The sequence below is a fragment of the Kitasatospora sp. NBC_01560 genome (assembly GCF_045208415.1).
In the GTDB taxonomy this organism is placed as follows: Bacteria; Actinomycetota; Actinomycetes; order Streptomycetales; family Streptomycetaceae; genus Kitasatospora.
Map to the genome: position 1 here is coordinate 536,504 of NZ_CP109364.1, position 16,234 is coordinate 552,737.

The window sequence follows — 16,234 nt, forward strand, 5'->3', positions numbered from 1 at the left end:
ACGGAGCGGCGGGGTGACCTCGCCACTGCACCGGGCCCTGGAGGTGGCCCGGGCCGCCGGGATCGACCTCACCGCCGACGAGCTGCTGGACATCCTGCACCTCGCCCTGCGGCTCCCGGGCGGCCCGGGCTCCCCGCTGCTCGCCGCGCTCGACGCCGAGGCCGCCCGCGGCATCGGCCACGGCGCGGCCTGGCGCCGCCACGGCTCCCGCCCGTACACCGAGGCGGACGACCGGGCGGAGGACCAGGACGACGCACTGGAACAGCGGCCCGCCCTCCCGCTCCACTCGGGGGTCCGGGCGGACGGCGCGGACGCCGGCGGCGACGACTGGCGGCCGGGCGGCACCGCCGTCCGGGTGCCCGAGGGCAAGGCGCTCCGTGACGACCTGCTGCTCGGCCGCGCGCTGCGCCCGCTCAAGCGCCGCCGCGACGGCCCGGACGCGCGCGAGCTCGACGAGGCGGCCACCGCCTCCGCCTGGGCCGACACCGGGCTGCCGACCCTGGTGCTCCAGCCGACCAGGGAGCCCTGGCTGCGCTGCACCGTGGTGGTCGACGACGGCGTGTCGATGCTGCTCTGGCGGCGCCTCGTCGTGGAACTCAACCAACTCCTCGCCAGGATCGGCGGGTTCCGCCAACTGCGGGTGCTCGGGCTGCGCAGCCGCGGGCCCGGCGACGTCCGCCTGCGCGCCAAGCCGTTCACCGACAGCGGGCCGCTGCGGATGCCCGACACCGTGTCCGACCCGACCGGCGGGACACTGCTGCTGGTGGTCACCGACGGCGCGGGCAGCGCCTGGCGGGACGGCCGGATGCGGGCCGTCCTGGACCGCTGGGCGCGCTGCGGCCCCGCCGCGATCCTGCACACGCTGCCCCGCCGGATGTGGGCCGGCTCCGGCGTCAACGCCGCCCCCCGCACCGTCCGCTCGCCCGGCCCCGGCAGCCCCAACACCGCCTGGATCCTGACCTCCGCACCGCCCGGCCCCCGCCCGGCACCGATCCCGGTCCTCGAACTCTCCCCGGCCTCCCTCACCGACTGGGCCCGGCTGGTCGCCGTGCACGGCGACGAGGTGACCCTCGCCCTGTGGGAGGACGAACCGCCGCGCCCGGCCCGCACCGCGCGCCGCCGGCGGCCGGCCCCCGCCGACGGCGCGCCGGCCCTGGAGCGCTTCCGCCGGGCCGCCTCGCCCGGCGCGCACCGGCTGGCTGCGCACCTCGCCGCGGTGGCCCCGCTCAGCGTGCCCGTGATGCGGCTGGTCCAGAGCGCCGTGCCGGACGGCGAGGCGGGCGACCCGGCCGCGCTGGCCGAGGTGTTCCTCGGCGGGCTGATGCGCCCCGTCACCCCGCTGGGCAGCGCGCCGGACGCTCCGGCGGAGCCGGTCCACCACCGGCGCTTCGACTTCCCCGCGGAGGTCAAGGACGCGCTGCTGGAGAGCGTCCCGACCGCCGAACTGCTCGACGTCCGCCGCCGGGTGACCGGCCGCCTGGAACAGCTCGCCGGCCGCTCACCGGACTTCCCTGCCTGGCTCGGCGGCGGAGCCCCCGCCGCACCGGGCGTCGACGGCGCACCCTTCGCCTGGGCGGGCGTCCCGCTGCTGGACCAGCTCGGCGGCGCGCGAGCGGGCGAAGCGGGCGGACCGGGCGCGAACGGGGTGGGGCGGGACGGTGGCGGGACAGCTGCCGCCGCCCCCGCGGAGCCGGGGAGCCAGGACCGGGCGGGGGGCCACGGCGCGGAGCCGGACCGGACGACCGGACCGGCGGGCCGCGCCACCGCATCCGTCACCCCCACCGCCACCGCCCCGCCCGCCGTACCTGCCGCACCTGCCGCATCCGGCCACCGGCGCCCGGCCGAGCGGCCGGCGGACGAGGACGTGCTCCAGCCGTACTTCTTCCTCAGCTACGCCCACACCCCGAGATCGGGCACCCGCGGAGCGAGCGACCCGAACCAGTGGGTCCGCCAGCTCTTCCGGGACCTCTGCGAGTCGATCCTGCAGCTCACCACGGTGCCGGCCGGCACTCCCGTCGGCTTCATGGACGACAGCGTGGAGCAGGGCCAGCCGTGGTCCCAGCAGATCTCCCAACAGCTCGCCACCTGCCGGGTGTTCGTCCCGCTGTACTCGCCCCGGTACTTCCAGTCCCAGATCTGCGGCCAGGAGTGGCACACCTTCACCCGGCGCCCGGTGTACGCCACGACGGTCGACGCGGAGCCCAGCAGCGGCATCGTGCCGGTGCTCTGGGCTCCGACGGGCCACTACCGGCTGCCCGACGTGGCGAACGAACTCCAGTTCAGCCACGCCGGGTTCGGCCCGGACTACAGCGCCGAGGGCATGTACGCGCTGATGAAACTGAGTTACTTCCGACCGGCCTACGAACTGGCCGTGCACCGGCTCGCCCGCCGGATCGTCGAGGTGGCCGAGGAGACGGTGATCCCCGTCGGCCGGCTGTCGGACTTCCTGACCCAGCCGAGCGCGTTCCAGGCGAGCAAGCCCCCACGACAACTGCAGATCGCGGTCTTCTCCTACCACCAGGGCGAGGTGCCCGCCGGCCGCAGCAGCCGCTGGTACGGTCCGCGCCGGATCGACTGGCAGCCCTACCGGGGCCTGGTCGGCCGCTCGCTCGCCGACCACGCAGCCGTCATGGCGAGGCAGTTGGGGTTCCAGCCGACCGTCCACGAGCTCGACGAGACGATCGGTGACCTCACCGGGGCGGCGCTGCCGCCCGGGCCGGTCGTGGTGCTCCTCGACCGCTGGGCGCTGCTCGACCCCCGGCGCAGGGAGCTGGTCCGGGCCCTCGACCGGACCGACCCGAGCTGGGTCAGCGTGCTCGAACCGTGGAGCAGCGACGACCCCGAGGCCGCGGACGGCGAAGCCGAGCTGCACCGACTGGCCGGCGAGACCATCAGGTACACCGGCCGGTCGACCCGGCGGGCGGCGGGGCCCGAGAGTGGTCAGCTGAGCACGCTGGAGGCCTTCGACGAGGCTCTGCCCCAGGCGGTGATGCGCGCCCACTACGCCTTCGGCGCCCTCGACCGCAGTCCGGCCGCCGGCGCGGACCGTCCGCAGCGCCCCAGCCTGCGCGAGACCTTCCGGTCGTCCCGGCCGCCCGAGGAGGACACCCCGGCCGACCCACCACGGTAACGGCGGGCGGCACCCGACATCCGGCCGCCGCTGCCCGAGCGCCGCGCGCAGCGCGGGTGGGCCGGCCCGGCGCCGCCGCTACGGCGTTCCTGTGGCGGGCCGGGGTTCGCCGTCGGGGCGGGGCGGGGGCCGGAAGGGGCCGGTGGCCGGGGCGTTGTCGGTGAGGTGGGCACGGGTGTCGGCCAGGGCGGTGGCGGCGGAGCGCAGGTGATGGGCCACCAGCGGCAGGATCGCCGGGGTGATGGTGTGCCGGGTGAACTTGCCTGCCGCGTCCAGTGGACCGACGGCGTGCTCCAGGAGGTCAGCGGTGTGGGCGCGGAGGTCCAGCCCGGAGGCCCGGACCTCGCCGATGGTGCGGCGCAGGAGGATCAGCGCGTCCTCGGCGTCCGGCGGGCCGTCGGGGAAGCAGTGCCCCCACCACTGCAGTTCGCGTTCGACGGCCAGGCTGTGGTGGTCGCAGCGCCCGGCCCAGCGGACGGTGAAGGCCGTCGGCAGACTGGGCCGCGGCGGTGGCGGCGGTGGGTTTTCGGTCGGCACCCACCGATCATGGCGGACCGGAGGGCGCCGTACGTCCGTTTTCCGCAAGGGCGGCCCGGAGCAGCCCGTTCCGGTCCGGGCACGGGACGTCACCGCCGCGCCCCCGGACCGGTTCCGCCGACCGACCGGAGCAGGGCCGGTGACGCCCCTCCCGGCGCCCTGCGGGAGGTCGCCGTACCGACCTCAGCGCCAGGCCGGTCCGCCCTGGAAGTGCACGTCGTGCGCGCCGTGCAGATCGTCCATGCTGTCCCAGCCGGCCTCCCCGCGCGCGATCCGGCCCAACTGGCGGAAGTAGTCGAAGCGCACCACCCCCGGGGTGAGCAGGGCGAAGAACTCGGCGGGCCCGTCCGCGGCGGCACCGAAGGCGTGGACGGAGCCCGGCGGGACGACGACCAGGCCGCCCCGGCCGACCGCCGTGAGCTCGCCGTGGAGCAGGAACTCCATGGTGCCGCCCAGGACGTAGAACACCTCGGTCGACAGGTGGTGGCAGTGCGGGCGGGTCCCGTCGGCCCCCGCCGGGAGGACGAGGCGGTTGGCGCCCAGCAGTCCGGCGGTCCGCAGGCTGTCCTCCAGCAGGACGAAGCGGCCCCCGCCGGGCAGGGGCACCGCTTCGACGTCCTGCTCGTGGACGACCAGGGGCCGGGCCGTCGCGGTCACCTCGGTGGCCATGGGCAACTCCTTCGCATGCGTTCGGTCTTCGGTCTTCGGTCTTCGGTCTTCGGTATTCGGCACGGAGCCGGTTCCTGCCCGGTTCGTGCGCAGTACGTGCGCAGTACGTGCGCGGTGCGGATCCGGTGCCACCAGTCCACCCCGGGAACAGCCGGCGGCCAAGGAGCAGTTGTCGATGACGCCCATCACCGGAACCGATGGGCCCGGAAGGAGGGCCGTGATGGAGCTCAGACAGCTTGAGTACCTGGTCGCGATCGCCGAGGAGGGCGGCTTCGGACGCGCGGCCCAGCGGCTGCACGTCGTGCAGTCCGCCGTCAGCCAGCAGGTGGCCCGGCTGGAACGCGAGCTCGGGGTGGCGCTGTTCCACCGCGGTGGCCGGGCGGCCCGGCCGACCCCGGCCGGCGAGCAGCTCCTGCCGAAGGCGCGCGCCGCGCTGGCCGCCGTCGCCGTGGTCACCGAGACCGCCGCGGCCCTCGCAGCCGGGTCGGGCGGAACGCTGCGCCTGGGGAGCAGCCGGGCGTTCACCGGCCGCGTGCACCGGGCCCTCGACCGGCTGGCCGACCAGGCCCCGCAGGTCAGGGTCGAGGTGCGGCAGGAGACGCGGCGGGCCCGGCTGGAAGGGGTGCGTTCGGCAGCCCTGGACGCGGCCCTGATCCGTGGTGAGGAGCCCTCCCCCGGGCTGGAGTTCGCGCCGCTCTGGGACGATCCGCTGCTGGTCGCCGTCCCCGCCACCCATCCGCTGGCGGAGCTGGAACGCCTGGGCCCCGCCGACCTGGCCGGCCTGCCGGTGCGGCTCGCGCCCCGCGAGCACAACCCGGCGTTCCACGATCTCGTGCTCGGCGCGCTGCGTCGGGCCGGCGCCGAACCGCCCGCCGGGCCGCCGTTCACCTCGCTGCAGGGGACGCTGACCGCACTGGCCGCGGACGCGGCGGCCGGCGCCCCGTCCTGGACGGTGTTCGATGCCCCCGACCCGCTGCCGCAGACCCGGCGGATCGCCCTCCGCCCGTGGGACGGCCCGCCCTCGACCGCCTACCTCGTCCGGCGCGCGGGCCCGGGGCCGGGTACCCTCCCCGCGCTGCTCCGGGCCCTGACTGAGTCCTGACGGGTCCTGCCAGGTCCTGCCAGGTCCTGACCGGCGTGACCGGCGTGACCGCCCCAGGTCCGCCGCGTCCGCCGCGTCCGCCGCGACGTCAGCCGTGCGTTCCGGTCCTGTGGTGCCGCCGCGTGCTCCGCGCCGCCGTCCGGGCCACGAGCGTCCGGGCGGCCTCGCGACCGTCGGGGCGCGGCACCGGCACCCGGGGGCCCGCCAGCTCGTGACCGGTGACCGACCGGGCGCCGACCACCGACCAGTCGTCGCGGCTCAGCACGGCCACGTGGCCCTCGACGTGGGCCTTGCGGTCCTTCCAATCGTCCGGAGGCGCCATCAGGACGCGGAGCCGCCGGTCGTCCAGCCACTCCAGCCCGAGCACGTGCCGGCCGAAGTCGTGCGCGATCAGCGACCGCACGGTGCCGTCCGCCAGGTCGACGAGCAGGAGCTCGCCCTCGAAGGAATACCCGCCGTCGTACGCGCCGGCCCCCACGGCGAGCAGGAGACGCGTCGGGTGGAACGCCAGCGCGTGCACCGGGAACCCGGAGTGCACGAGACGGCGGAGGCGGGCGTGGCCTCTGACGTCGAAGACGCCGATCGTCCACACCTCGTCGCCCTCGTGCTCGTCCTCGTGCACGCCGGCCACGGCCAGCAGTCCGCGCCGCTCGTCGACGGCGGCCACCGTCGGGTCACCGATCCCGGCGAACCGGTCCTCGGAGCTGTCATGGTCGGCGGGCGGCTGGCTCATACCGACGATCTTCGCAAGCGCCGCCCCCCGCCGGGTGGCCGGGGCACCTCCACGGCACCTCCTCGCCTCGGCAGCTCCTCGCCCGCCCGTCCCCGCTCCCTCCTCGCCCCGGCCCGGACCGGTCCGACACGCCGGGCCCGCTCACCCGTTCGACGGACCGCGGTCGCGCGCCCCGGCCGCCCCGGGGAGGGTGACTGCGCGGACCGGCGGCCCGACCGGCGGCAGGGCGCGGCACCCCGACCGCACTGAGCGGATGCCGCGGCCGTGCGCAGGAGCCGTGCACAGCGGCCCTGCGCAGCGGCCGGCCACGGCCGGGGAGAGGGAGTGCGAGATGGGCGAGGCGATCGGGGCGATGCTCACCTCCGCGGTGGGCATCGCCATCAGCCCGCTGCCGCTGGTCGCGGTGATCCTGATGCTCTCCACCCCGCGGGGCCGGGCCAACGGCATCGCCTTCGCGGCCGGCTGGGTGGGGGCGCTGGCCGTCGTCGTCACGGTCGTCGTGGTGATCGGCAGTGGCGTGGACGGCGACACCGCGAAGCCGACCTGGTCGTACTGGCTCAAGCTCGCCCTGGGCCTGCTCTTCGTCGTCCTGGCCGTCGAGCAGTGGCGGGACCGCCCGCGCGAGGGCCACGTGAGCGCCCCGCCGAAGTGGATGCAGGCCGTCGACCGGTTCACCCCCGCGAAGTCGGCGTCCCTCGCCGTCCTCCTCGTGGTCGCCAACCCGAAGAACCTCGCCCTCGCGATCGGCGGAGCCGTCTCGATCGCGGCCGGCCCGGCCGGCCCCGGCGGCAAGGCCGTCGCCGCCGCCCTGATGGTGCTGATCGGCTCGCTCTGCACCCTGCTGCCGCTCGGCGTCCACCTCCTCGGCGGCGACCGCGCGAGCCGGGTGCTGGGCGGGTGGAAGGCCTGGATGGCCACGCACAACGCCGCGATCATGGCGACGGTGCTCGCCGTCCTGGGAGCCAAGTACCTCGGTGACGCCCTCACCGGCCTGTCATGAGCTCCCCCGACCCCGACCCCGAGCCGGAGCCGCGCCGCGCCCGCCTCCGGTCGGCCGCCGCGTCGGTCACCGCGTCGGTCACCGCGACGATCGCCGGGCGGGTCCGCAGCCTGCCGGCCCGGCTCGGCCGGCCGAAGCCCGCGGACCTGACGGCGGGCGTGGTGACCGGGCTCTTCTCCATCCCCGAGGGCATGGCCTACGCCGCGATCGGCGGCTTCAACCCGATCGCCGGCCTCTACTCGGGCGTCGTCCCGCCGATCCTCGGCTCCCTCACCGCCCCCACCGTCCTCATGATCACCACACTCACCAGCGCCATCGCCCTCACCGGGCAGAGCGTGCTCTCCGACGCCGGGCTCGACCCGCACGACCCGGGCAACGTCGCCGCCCTGACCGTCCTGGTCGGTGTGATCATGCTCCTCCTGGGCCTGCTGCGGCTCGGCGTGGTGCTCAGCTTCGTCTCCAACGCCGTCATGGTCGGCTTCTCCACCGGCATCGCCCTGCAGATCATCACCGGCGTGCTCAACGACGCCACCGCCTACCAGCCGCTCGGCCACAACAAACTCACCCGGATCACCGACTGGCTGCTGCACATGGGGAACTGGCAGCCCGCCCCGACCCTGGTCGCGGCCGCGACGATCGCGGTGTGGGCGCTCGCCCGGACGGTCCACCGGCTGGAGCCGGTGGCGCTGCTCGTCGCGATGGTGACCGTCAGCGTGGCGGTGGCGGTGCTCGGCACCGACGTCGAGCTGGTCGCGGACATCGCGGCGATCCCCGCCTCCCTGCCCGTCTTCACCGCCCCCTCCGCCGACGCCCTGCCGCACCTGCTCGGCGGCGCGTTCTCCGTCGCCCTCGTCGCGCTCGCCCAGGCAGCCGGCGTCTCCCCCTCGGTGCCCAACCCCGACGGCAGCCGCTCCGGCGTCAACGGCGACTTCCTCTCCCAGGGCGTCGCCAACCTCGGCGGCGGCCTCTTCCAGGCTCTCCCCGCCGGCGGCTCGCTCTCCCGCACCGGCGTCGCCGCCGCGGCCGGCGCCCGCACCCGCTGGGCCGGCGTCGTCTCCGGCGTCTTCCTCGCCCTGGCGGTGCTGCTGGCCGGCTCGCTGGCCGAACGGATCCCGCTGCCGGTGATCGGCGGCCTGATCCTGGTCATCGGCGCCGAACTCATCTGGGCCAGGCGGCCGGACATCCTGCTCGTCCTGCGGACTTCGGCGCTCTCCACCGCGGCCATGGTGGTCACCTTCGTCGCCACCACCCAGCTCCCGCTGCAGCAGGCCATCGTCCTCGGCGCGGTGCTCTCCCTGCTGCTCTACTGCGTCCAGGCCGCCCGGCGGGCCCACTTCCTGGCACTGGTCCGCGACGCCGACGGCCGGTGGTCCACCGCGCCGGTACCCGAGCGGCTCACCGCCGGCGAGATCACCGTGCTCGACTACGAGGGCACCAGCTTCTTCGCCGAGCTCCCCACCCTGCGCACCCATCTGCCCACCGTCGTCGGTGCCCGCCGCGCCGTCCTCGTGCTCGCCCTCCGCAGCACGCCCGACATCCCGTCCTCCGCCATCCTCAAGGCGCTGCGCCGCTACAGCGACGCCCTCCACGCCGAAGGCGGCCGCCTCGTCCTCGCCGGCGCGCAGCCCGCCCTCGTCGCCCTCCTCGACCGCACCGGCGTCGCCGCCCACCTCGGCGCCGACGCCGTCATCCCCGCCGAGGGCCCGCTCCTCGCCCCGCTGGACCGCGCGTACCACGAGGCCCTGGCCTGGATCGCCGCCCAGGGCCCGTGACCCGGACACCGGTACACCCCCGGCCGCCGCGGACCGGTCGGCCCGGCGGCGGCCGGGGGCGCCTCGCCTCGCGCAGCCTGCACAGCCGCGCCCGGGCCCGCGGGAGTGCGGGCCCGGGCCGGTGGCCCGGCGTCAGCCGTTGTCGGCTGCCGCGTCGGCGTCCGCCTGGGCGGCGGCGCTGTCGGCGGCGTCCAGGGTGTGCTGCATGTCCTGCACCTGGGCGCTGTCGGCCGCACCGCCGTCCGCCTTTCCGGCGCCGCTGTGGCCCTGGTCCGGGCCACAGGCGGTCAGGAGCGCGACCGCCGCCAGGGCGAGGGCCGCGAGCGCGGCGGCCGGGCGGCGGCTCACTTGGTGGCCCCGTCGTTGTGGGCGGCGCACCAGGTCGTGACGGACTTGAGGTCGCCCTGGCGGGCCTGGAGGGTGGTGACGAGCGCCTTGCGGGCGGTCAGCCGGTTGGTGAGGTAGGTCTCGATCTCGGTGTGGCCGGCGGCTTTGGCGTCCGTGACGCGCTGCTGGAGGCGGGCGGTCGAACCGACCACGGTCGCGTCGCCGTTGAGGCGGTTCAGCGCCTTGGTGATCCGGTCCTCCGTCCTGGGCAGCCGCTTGCAGATGCCCTTCGCGCCGTCGTTCTTCGGCGTCGACGCGGCGCTCGGGGCGCCGGTGGGCGAGCCGTCGGCCTGCGCCGGTGCGGCGGCGAACAGCGAGCCGGCGAGGGCGAGGGCGCCGAGCGCGGCGGCCCTGCGGCTGACGGACAGACGGTTGGCAGACATGGGGCGTCCTTCCTCCGTTGCGGATCCCGGCACCGGCCGGGCGCACGACCGGCCGGTGCCGGGGTGGTTGCCAGGAGGGTAGGGCGGCTCTTTGTGGATTCCCTGTGGAACCCGGCGATCCGCCGGCGGCCCGCGGGGGTGCTCAGTGCCCGGAACCGGCGATCCAGTCGCGCCGGGCGGGCAGTTCGATCGTCGGCGCCTCGGGGCGCGGCAGCGGGAGCCGGACCTCCAGCCGGCAGCCGGATCCGCCGGGCGGGGTGGTGATCCGGACCGTTCCGCGGTGCAGCGCGACCTGCTGGGCGACCAGGGTGAGGCCGAGCCCCGATCCGGGGCTGTCCCGGCGGCGGTGGAAGCGCCGGAAGACCGTCTCGCGCTCGGCCGGTGCGACGCCCGGGCCGGCGTCGTCCACGGTGAGCAGCGCGGTCCCGTCCTCGGCCGCGAGTCGGACGGCCACCCGGGCCCGGTCCGCTCCGGTGCGGCCGTGCACGGCGGCGTTGCCGACCAGGTTGGCGAGCACGATCCGCAGCCCCGGTTCCCAGCCGAACACCCGCAGCTCCTCCGGGGCGTCCACGGTGACGGCGGCCTCCGGGTGGCGTCGACCGGTCTCGGCGGCCGCCGCGTCCACCAGCTCGACGAGGTCGACGGGCTGGAAGGCGTCCAGCTGGACGAGATCGCCCCGGGCCAGGGTGCCGAGCGCGGTGAGCAGGTCGAGCAGCCGGGCGTGGTCGTCCCGCAGTTCGGCGACGATCTCGGCCCGGTCGGTGGCGGGCAGCTCCGGGTGGGCGGCCAGCACGTCCAGGTTGGTGCGCAGGCTCATCAGCGGGGTCCGCAGCTCGTGCGAGGCCGTGGAGGAGAAGGCCCGGGCCGTCTCCAGGGCCTGGGCGGTGCGTGCGGCCTGCTCGTCGTAGCGGGCGAGCAGCAGGGCGAGGGCGGCGGAGAGCTCGTCCACCTCCGTCGTCCCCGTCCGCTCGGCGACGAAGCCATGAGGGGCCGCCGGCCCACCGCCGGGCGGGCCGGCGGCCCCGGGCGGTCGGCCGTGGCCGGCCGGGTCGAGTGCGGCCGGGTCGAGTGCGGCCGCACGACGGCCGAGCCTGCGCAGCGGTACGGTCGCCCGTTCGGCGACGACGAACCCGATCAGTGCCGAGAGCGGCGCCGCCGCCAGCGCGACGAGCAGCACCCGGCGCCGCACGGCGGCGGTCCGGCTGTCGGGCTGCCCGGCCGGCGCCACCACCCAGAGCGTGCCGCCGCCGCCCGCCGCCGCCGCTCCGACCCGGACGGTCAGCACCCGCCAGGGCGTCCCGTGGTCGCGCACGGTGACCGGACCGCCGGGCGTGGCGGGGAGGACGGCGGAGTCGTCGGGCTGCGGGCCCACCGACAGCAGGACGGTGCCGTCCTCGCCGGCCACCCGCAGGCCCGAGTCCAGGGCCGCGTCCAACACCTTGCGCTGCTGGTTCTGCTCGGCCTTGGGGCGGCCCTTGCCGTCCGCGGCGACGAGGGCCCGGACCGCCGGGAGGACGGCGGCCGCCCGGTCGTCGAGCCGGGTGTCCTGCTGCCGGCGGGCGTCCCGGCCGACCAGGGGCAGGAGCAGCAGCCCGGCCAGCAGGACGAGGATCGGCACCACGCAGGCGGCCCACAGGGCGATCCGGGTGGAGAGCCTCATCGTGGGCCCGGCCCGTCGCCGGCGGGCACCCGCAGGACGAAGCCGACGCCCCGCACGGTGTGGAGCAGTCGGGCTCGGCCGCCCGCCTCCAGCTTGCGCCGCAGGTAGCTGACGAAGGTGTCGACGGCGTCGCTGCGGACGTCGAAGTCGTAGCCCCAGACGCGTTCCAGCAGCACCTCCCGGGAGAGCACCAGGCCGGCGTTGCGCGCGAGCTGGGTGAGCAGCTCGAACTCCCGCCTGGTCAGGGCGAGTTCCTCACCGTGGAGGCGAGCCCGCCGGGTGGCCGGATCGATCACCAGCGGGCCCGCCACCACCCGGTCGTCCGGCTGCGGTGGGCGGCGGCGCAGCAACGCCCGCAGCCGCAGCACCAGTTCCTCCAGGGCGAACGGTTTCACCAGGTAGTCGTCGGCGCCCGCCTGCAGCCCGGCGACCCGGTCGGCGGATTCGTCCAGCGCCGAGAGCATCAGGACGGGGATGTCGTCGCCGCCCGTCCGGAGGATGCGGCAGACCTCCGTGCCGCTGAGGCCCGGCATCGACACGTCGAGCACCAGGACGTCCGGCGCGGCGGCGGACAGCCCGGCGAGCACGGCCTCGCCGTCCTCGGCGAGGGCCACCGAGAATCCGCTCAGCCGCAGACCGCGCTCCAGGGTCCGGCGGATCGCCGCGTCGTCGTCCACCACCAGCACCCGGCCACCGGGCCCGTTCCCGCTCATCGGCGCCTCCTCGCATCCGGGCTGCCGACCCTCTCACACGCGGGCGACGGGGCCGTCCCGGGGGTGTCCGGGGCCGGTGACCCGGGCCGGTGTGCAGGGCCGGGACTGGTGACCGGCGACCGGCGACCTCCAGGACGGCAACCGTGGCCGGCTGCCCCGCGGGCGCGCCCGGCCGGGGCGCGGCTCACGCCAGCCGCGCCTCGAACTCCAGCGTCTCGACCAGCTCGCCCACCTGCCGCTCGGGCAGGCCCCGGCCGACGAACCAGGCGCCGACGTTGCGCACGTCCCGCTCCAGGAACGAGCGGCCGCGCGGGTTGGCGACGACATCCACGATCTGCGGGACGTCGATGATCACCAACCGCCCTTCGTGGACCAGGATGTTGTACGCCGAGAGGTCCCCGTGGGCGTAGCCGCCCCGGGCGAGCAGCGACAGGCTGCGGCCGAGCTGGTCCCAGAGGTCGTCCACGTCCGCCTCCTCGGCGCGCAGCTGGGCGAGCCGGGGTGCGGCCGTCCCGCTCGCGTCGCCGACGAACTCCATGAGGATCTCGGTGCCGGTGATCTGCACCGGGTACGGGACGGCGACCCCGACGGACCAGAGCCGGCACAACGCCGTGAACTCGGCGGCGGCCCACTGCCCGGCGATGGCCTCCTTGCCGAACGCGGTGCGCTTCGCCATCGCCCGGCTGATCCGGGACTCCTTGTGCTGACGGCCCTCCAGGTAACCGGAGTCGCGGTGGAACATCCGGTGCTGGGCGTCGCGGTAGCGCTTGGCCGCCATCAGCGTGCGCCGGCCGGTACCGGGGACGCCGCGCTCCAGCAGGAAGACGTCGGCTTCCTTGCCGGTCTTGACGATCCCGAGCTCGGTGTCGACGGCCGCGAGCTCGGTCACCACCCAGGCAGGGCGCGGCTCGGGGCCCTTCTCGGTGGGGGTGGACCGGTCCCAGGTGGACCAGCGGTCGCCCTCGGCCGGGCCGTCGGTGGCCGGTGCCGGGACGGCGCCGGGGTGGTCCGCGTACTCGGCGTACTCGGCGTACTCGCCGTACTCGGCGTACTCGCCGTACTCGCCGACCTCGGGGTGGTCAGGGGTGCCGGAGCCGGACCGGTCGGGTGCGAAGGCTCCGTGGGAGAGTTCGGGCTCGAAGTCGTCGAACCGCTCGGCCCGGCGGCCGCGACGGGATGCACCCTTGGGACGGATGCGGGAGAAGGATTCGCTGTCGGAAAAGCGCTCGCGCACTGCGGTGGCTCCTGAGGAACGGCCCACCGGGGCGTCGGATACGACGCGTCGTCAGCCGGTGGGCGAATGACGGAGGAAAGAGGCGTATGGCGCGCACACGAAGGCGCGCCGCGTCACGGCGGCAACCATCAGAACTCGCCTCCTCACATCTCGACGTCAGCACTCGCACCGGAGTGCGACTTCACCACAGAACCGAAGCCCGGCAACTGCCGGACCCGCACGGAAAGCCACAACAACCCTGCCGCAGCAATGCCGCAGGCCGGGAACGTGGACAGCCTAGCCCTTCCGAAGATCGACGCAACCGAATTTCCGGCTGCACGGAAATGCCTTGGTCCGCCTCGCCGACGCGGCGGGCGCGTGCACCGGCCGCCTGGCGCCGCACACCGGCCGCACCGGGCCTCCCGGGGCCGGGGTAGCCTTCGGCCGGTTCGATTCCCGACGAAAGGTGGACCGGTGGCCGAGGTGACACGCGTGATGGAGGCGCTGGCGGAGCAGGGCGTCACGGTTCTGTTCAAGGCCGACGCGGAGCGGATGCGCGACGGGAGGAAGCCCTGGACCTTCGTGGCGAACGGCGCTCCGTTCCGGGACGGCCTCCTGGTGCGGACGGACGCCAAGTCCGTGGAGGCGTGCCTGGAGGCCTGTCTTCCGCGGCTGCGCGAGTTCGGCCTGGTGATCCCGGACTGACGACGGCCGCCGCGCGGGACGGGTCGGGCCGCCCGGTCCGGGGTAGGCAGAGGGGGCAGCGCCGGGTCCGTCCGGACAGCCGGTGCCCGACGGGGGCGGGCCACCGGGGAACCGAACGGCAGTACGTCCCTCGTTCGCGTGAACTTCGCCTCAACGCCGGGCGGAACGAGGGCAGTTGCCACCATCGTCGGCCCGGACCGGAATCTGTTGACGGAGGCCGCATGGGCAAGAAGTACGCATCGGGCAAGGCCGTCGTGGTCGGCGGCAGCTACGCGGGGCTGGTGACCGCGCGCGTCCTGGCCGAGTTCTTCGGCGAGGTCGTGATCGTCGAACGGGACGCCGTCGACAAGGGGACCGGAGCGCATCCGAGCGCCCCGCAGGGCTTCCACGCGCACGCGATGCTCGCCAAGGGCGGCGAGGTCCTGGAAAGGCTGTTCCCCGGACTGCGTGACGAACTCGCCGCCCTCGGGGCCCCGGTGTTCGACTACGGGGAGGGCATCGACTTCCTGTTGCCGACCGGGTTCGCCCCGCGGCGGCGGACGGGCGTCATGATCCAGGCCTTCACCCGCGACGAGCTGGAGCGGCGGATCCGCGGCCGGGTGCTCGCCCTGCCCGGGATCACCCTGCTGCCCTCCACCCGGTGCGACGGGCTGCTGCACGACCCGACCGGCCGGGTGACCGGCGTCCGGATCGGCCGGCAGGGCGCCGAACCCGAGGACGTCACCGCCGACCTGGTGGTCGACGCCTCGGGCCGGACGAGCAAACTGGAGCAGTGGCTCCGCTCGGCCGGGATCGCGGTGCCGCCGAAGCAGGTGGTCCGTGCGAAGGTCACCTACACCTCGATGACCTTCGACCGGCCCGAGGACCGGCCGGCCGGCTTCCGGGTGGCCTACCAGATGCTGTCCGCGCCCCGCGTGCGGGAGGCCGGCGTCCTCATGGCGGTCGAGCGGAACCGCTGGACGTGCTCGCTGTTCGCCTTCGAGGACGAACCGCCCACCGACGACGACGGCTACCTCGGCTTCGCCAAGGGCCTGCGCAACCCGCGGCTGGCCGAGCAGATCGAGCAGCGCACCGTCCAGGAGCCCACCTACCGCTACACCAACCTCGACAACCAGTGGCGCCGGTACCACGCCGCCCCGGACTGGCCCGAGCGGCTGGTCGCCGTCGGGGACGCCGTCTGCGTCTTCAACCCCGTCTACGGACAGGGCCTGACGGTGGCCGCGCTGGAGGCGGACCTGCTGCGCCGGATGCTCGCACACCGACGGCCCGGGAACGGGCTGGACGGGCTCGCCCGGGCCTTCCAGAAGCGGCTGGGGCGGCTCGTCCTGCCGGCCTGGACGCTGTCCACCAGCTCGGACCTGATGTGGAACCCCGACCGGCAGCCGCTCGGCGCGCGGATCGCGCACTGGTACAACGCCCGGCTCTTCCGGGTGGCGGTGAAGGACCCGGCGGTCTGGGCCCGGTTCGTCCGGGTCGTCAACATGGTCTCCTCCCCCGCCCTGCTGTTCCACCCGTCCGTCGCGCTGAAGGTCCTCACCGCGCCGGCCAGGCCCGCACCCGGCGCCGCGGACCACCACTCCCTCCCGTAGGGCGGACGACCTGACCTCGGACGGTGCCGCGGCAAGTGAGACGATCATGCGCATGAAGCAGATCATCAGAGCGGTACAGGCCGAGGACTGGGCGAAGGTCAAGGAGATCCGCCTCTCGGCGCTGCGGGACCCGCTCGCACCGGTGGCCTTCCTGGAGACGTACGAGGACGCGGCGGCCAAGTCGGACACGTTCTGGCAGGAGCGGACGGCCGGGGCGGCCGAGGGCGTCCTCGTACGGCAGTTCGTGGCGGAGGACGCGGCGGGGGCCTGGCTCGGCACCGTCTCCGTGCTGGTCGAGCGCGCCGGGGTCGAAGGGGTCTTCGGCACCGTCCCGGACGCGGCGCAGACCCACATCGTCGGCGTCTTCGTCCGGCCGGAGGCACGCGGGAGCGGGCTCGCGCAGGAACTGTTCGCGGCCGCGCTGGAGTGGTCGTGGCAGCTGGCCGAGCCGCGGATCGAGCGCGTCCGGCTGTTCGTCCACGAGGACAACCCCCGGGCGCACGCGCTCTACCTGAAGGCCGGCTTCGCCACCACCGGGTTCACCGTCCCCGTGCCGGGCGACGCCGGGCGCCTGGAGATCGAGCTCGCCGTCCCCCGGGGCTGACCCGCCGCCCGGTGTCGCCCGGTGGCCCGGTGGGCGG

15 protein-coding genes are annotated in these 16,234 nt (G+C 75.5%); 7 read left to right on the forward strand and 8 right to left on the reverse strand.

Translation table 11 applies throughout. The features are described 5' to 3' along the window. Positions 1-13: 13 nt before the first annotated feature. Positions 14-3,130: a TIR-like protein FxsC gene (locus tag OH807_RS02235; protein WP_406193154.1), complete on the forward strand. Its 3,117-nt coding sequence runs from the start codon at positions 14-16 to the stop codon at positions 3,128-3,130. Between the two features lie 78 nt (positions 3,131-3,208). Here the strand turns inward: OH807_RS02235 and OH807_RS02240 are convergent, their stop codons facing one another. Continuing rightward, positions 3,209-3,667, reverse strand: a complete 459-nt coding sequence (locus OH807_RS02240) for a hypothetical protein (protein WP_406193157.1) — start codon at positions 3,665-3,667, stop codon at positions 3,209-3,211. A 183-nt stretch (positions 3,668-3,850) separates the two neighbouring features. After that, on the reverse strand, positions 3,851-4,336 hold the full coding sequence (locus OH807_RS02245) for a cupin domain-containing protein (RefSeq protein WP_406193160.1): 486 nt from the start codon (positions 4,334-4,336) through the stop codon (positions 3,851-3,853). Positions 4,337-4,556: 220 nt separating this feature from the next. Here OH807_RS02245 and OH807_RS02250 point away from each other — a divergent pair, with 220 nt between their 5' ends. Further along, entirely contained in the window at positions 4,557-5,438 is an 882-nt protein-coding gene (locus OH807_RS02250) for a LysR family transcriptional regulator (RefSeq protein ID WP_406193163.1), read from the forward strand. A gap of 88 nt (positions 5,439-5,526) precedes the next feature. Here the strand turns inward: OH807_RS02250 and OH807_RS02255 are convergent, their stop codons facing one another. Beyond that, complete coding sequence (locus OH807_RS02255) at positions 5,527-6,171, reverse strand: hypothetical protein (protein WP_406193166.1); 645 nt, start codon at positions 6,169-6,171, stop codon at positions 5,527-5,529. Positions 6,172-6,502: 331 nt separating this feature from the next. On the opposite strand from OH807_RS02255, the gene OH807_RS02260 reads away from it, so the two are divergent. Together OH807_RS02260 and OH807_RS02265 are read left to right on the forward strand one after the other, a co-directional pair. Further along, positions 6,503-7,171 carry a GAP family protein gene (locus tag OH807_RS02260; RefSeq protein WP_406193169.1) on the forward strand — a complete coding sequence of 223 codons (669 nt, stop codon included), beginning with the start codon at positions 6,503-6,505 and terminating at the stop codon, positions 7,169-7,171. Next, the gene (locus tag OH807_RS02265) at positions 7,168-8,943 is read left to right on the forward strand and encodes a SulP family inorganic anion transporter (RefSeq protein ID WP_406193172.1); all 1,776 of its coding nucleotides are present in this window, start codon (positions 7,168-7,170) and stop codon (positions 8,941-8,943) included. Before OH807_RS02260 ends, OH807_RS02265 begins: the two co-directional genes overlap by 4 nt. A 132-nt stretch (positions 8,944-9,075) precedes the next feature. On the opposite strand, the gene OH807_RS02270 is transcribed toward OH807_RS02265, so the two are convergent. The 5 genes from OH807_RS02270 to OH807_RS02290 all read right to left on the reverse strand — a co-directional run bounded on the left by OH807_RS02270 (position 9,076) and on the right by OH807_RS02290 (position 13,320). Next, entirely contained in the window at positions 9,076-9,291 is a 216-nt protein-coding gene (locus tag OH807_RS02270; RefSeq protein WP_406193175.1) for a hypothetical protein, read from the reverse strand. Further along, positions 9,288-9,713 carry a hypothetical protein gene (locus tag OH807_RS02275; protein WP_406193178.1) on the reverse strand — a complete coding sequence of 142 codons (426 nt, stop codon included), beginning with the start codon at positions 9,711-9,713 and terminating at the stop codon, positions 9,288-9,290. The genes OH807_RS02270 and OH807_RS02275 overlap by 4 nt, the downstream gene beginning before the upstream one ends. A 142-nt stretch (positions 9,714-9,855) precedes the next feature. Then, positions 9,856-11,373 carry a sensor histidine kinase gene (locus OH807_RS02280; protein WP_406193181.1) on the reverse strand — a complete coding sequence of 506 codons (1,518 nt, stop codon included), beginning with the start codon at positions 11,371-11,373 and terminating at the stop codon, positions 9,856-9,858. Next, positions 11,370-12,086, reverse strand: a complete 717-nt coding sequence (locus OH807_RS02285; protein ID WP_406193184.1) for a response regulator transcription factor — start codon at positions 12,084-12,086, stop codon at positions 11,370-11,372. The genes OH807_RS02280 and OH807_RS02285 overlap by 4 nt, the downstream gene beginning before the upstream one ends. Positions 12,087-12,270: 184 nt before the next feature. Continuing rightward, positions 12,271-13,320, reverse strand: a complete 1,050-nt coding sequence (locus OH807_RS02290) for a serine protein kinase RIO (protein WP_406193187.1) — start codon at positions 13,318-13,320, stop codon at positions 12,271-12,273. A gap of 453 nt (positions 13,321-13,773) precedes the next feature. Here OH807_RS02290 and OH807_RS02295 point away from each other — a divergent pair, with 453 nt between their 5' ends. From OH807_RS02295 to OH807_RS02305, 3 genes are all read left to right on the forward strand, one after another. Beyond that, a complete protein-coding gene (locus OH807_RS02295; RefSeq protein WP_406193190.1) occupies positions 13,774-14,004 on the forward strand; it encodes a hypothetical protein in 231 nt (76 codons plus the stop codon). A gap of 221 nt (positions 14,005-14,225) precedes the next feature. Then, a complete protein-coding gene (locus OH807_RS02300) occupies positions 14,226-15,593 on the forward strand; it encodes an FAD-dependent oxidoreductase (protein ID WP_406193193.1) in 1,368 nt (455 codons plus the stop codon). Positions 15,594-15,645: 52 nt separating this feature from the next. Then, on the forward strand, positions 15,646-16,197 hold the full coding sequence (locus OH807_RS02305) for a GNAT family N-acetyltransferase (RefSeq protein WP_406193196.1): 552 nt from the start codon (positions 15,646-15,648) through the stop codon (positions 16,195-16,197). Positions 16,198-16,234: the final 37 nt, after the last annotated feature.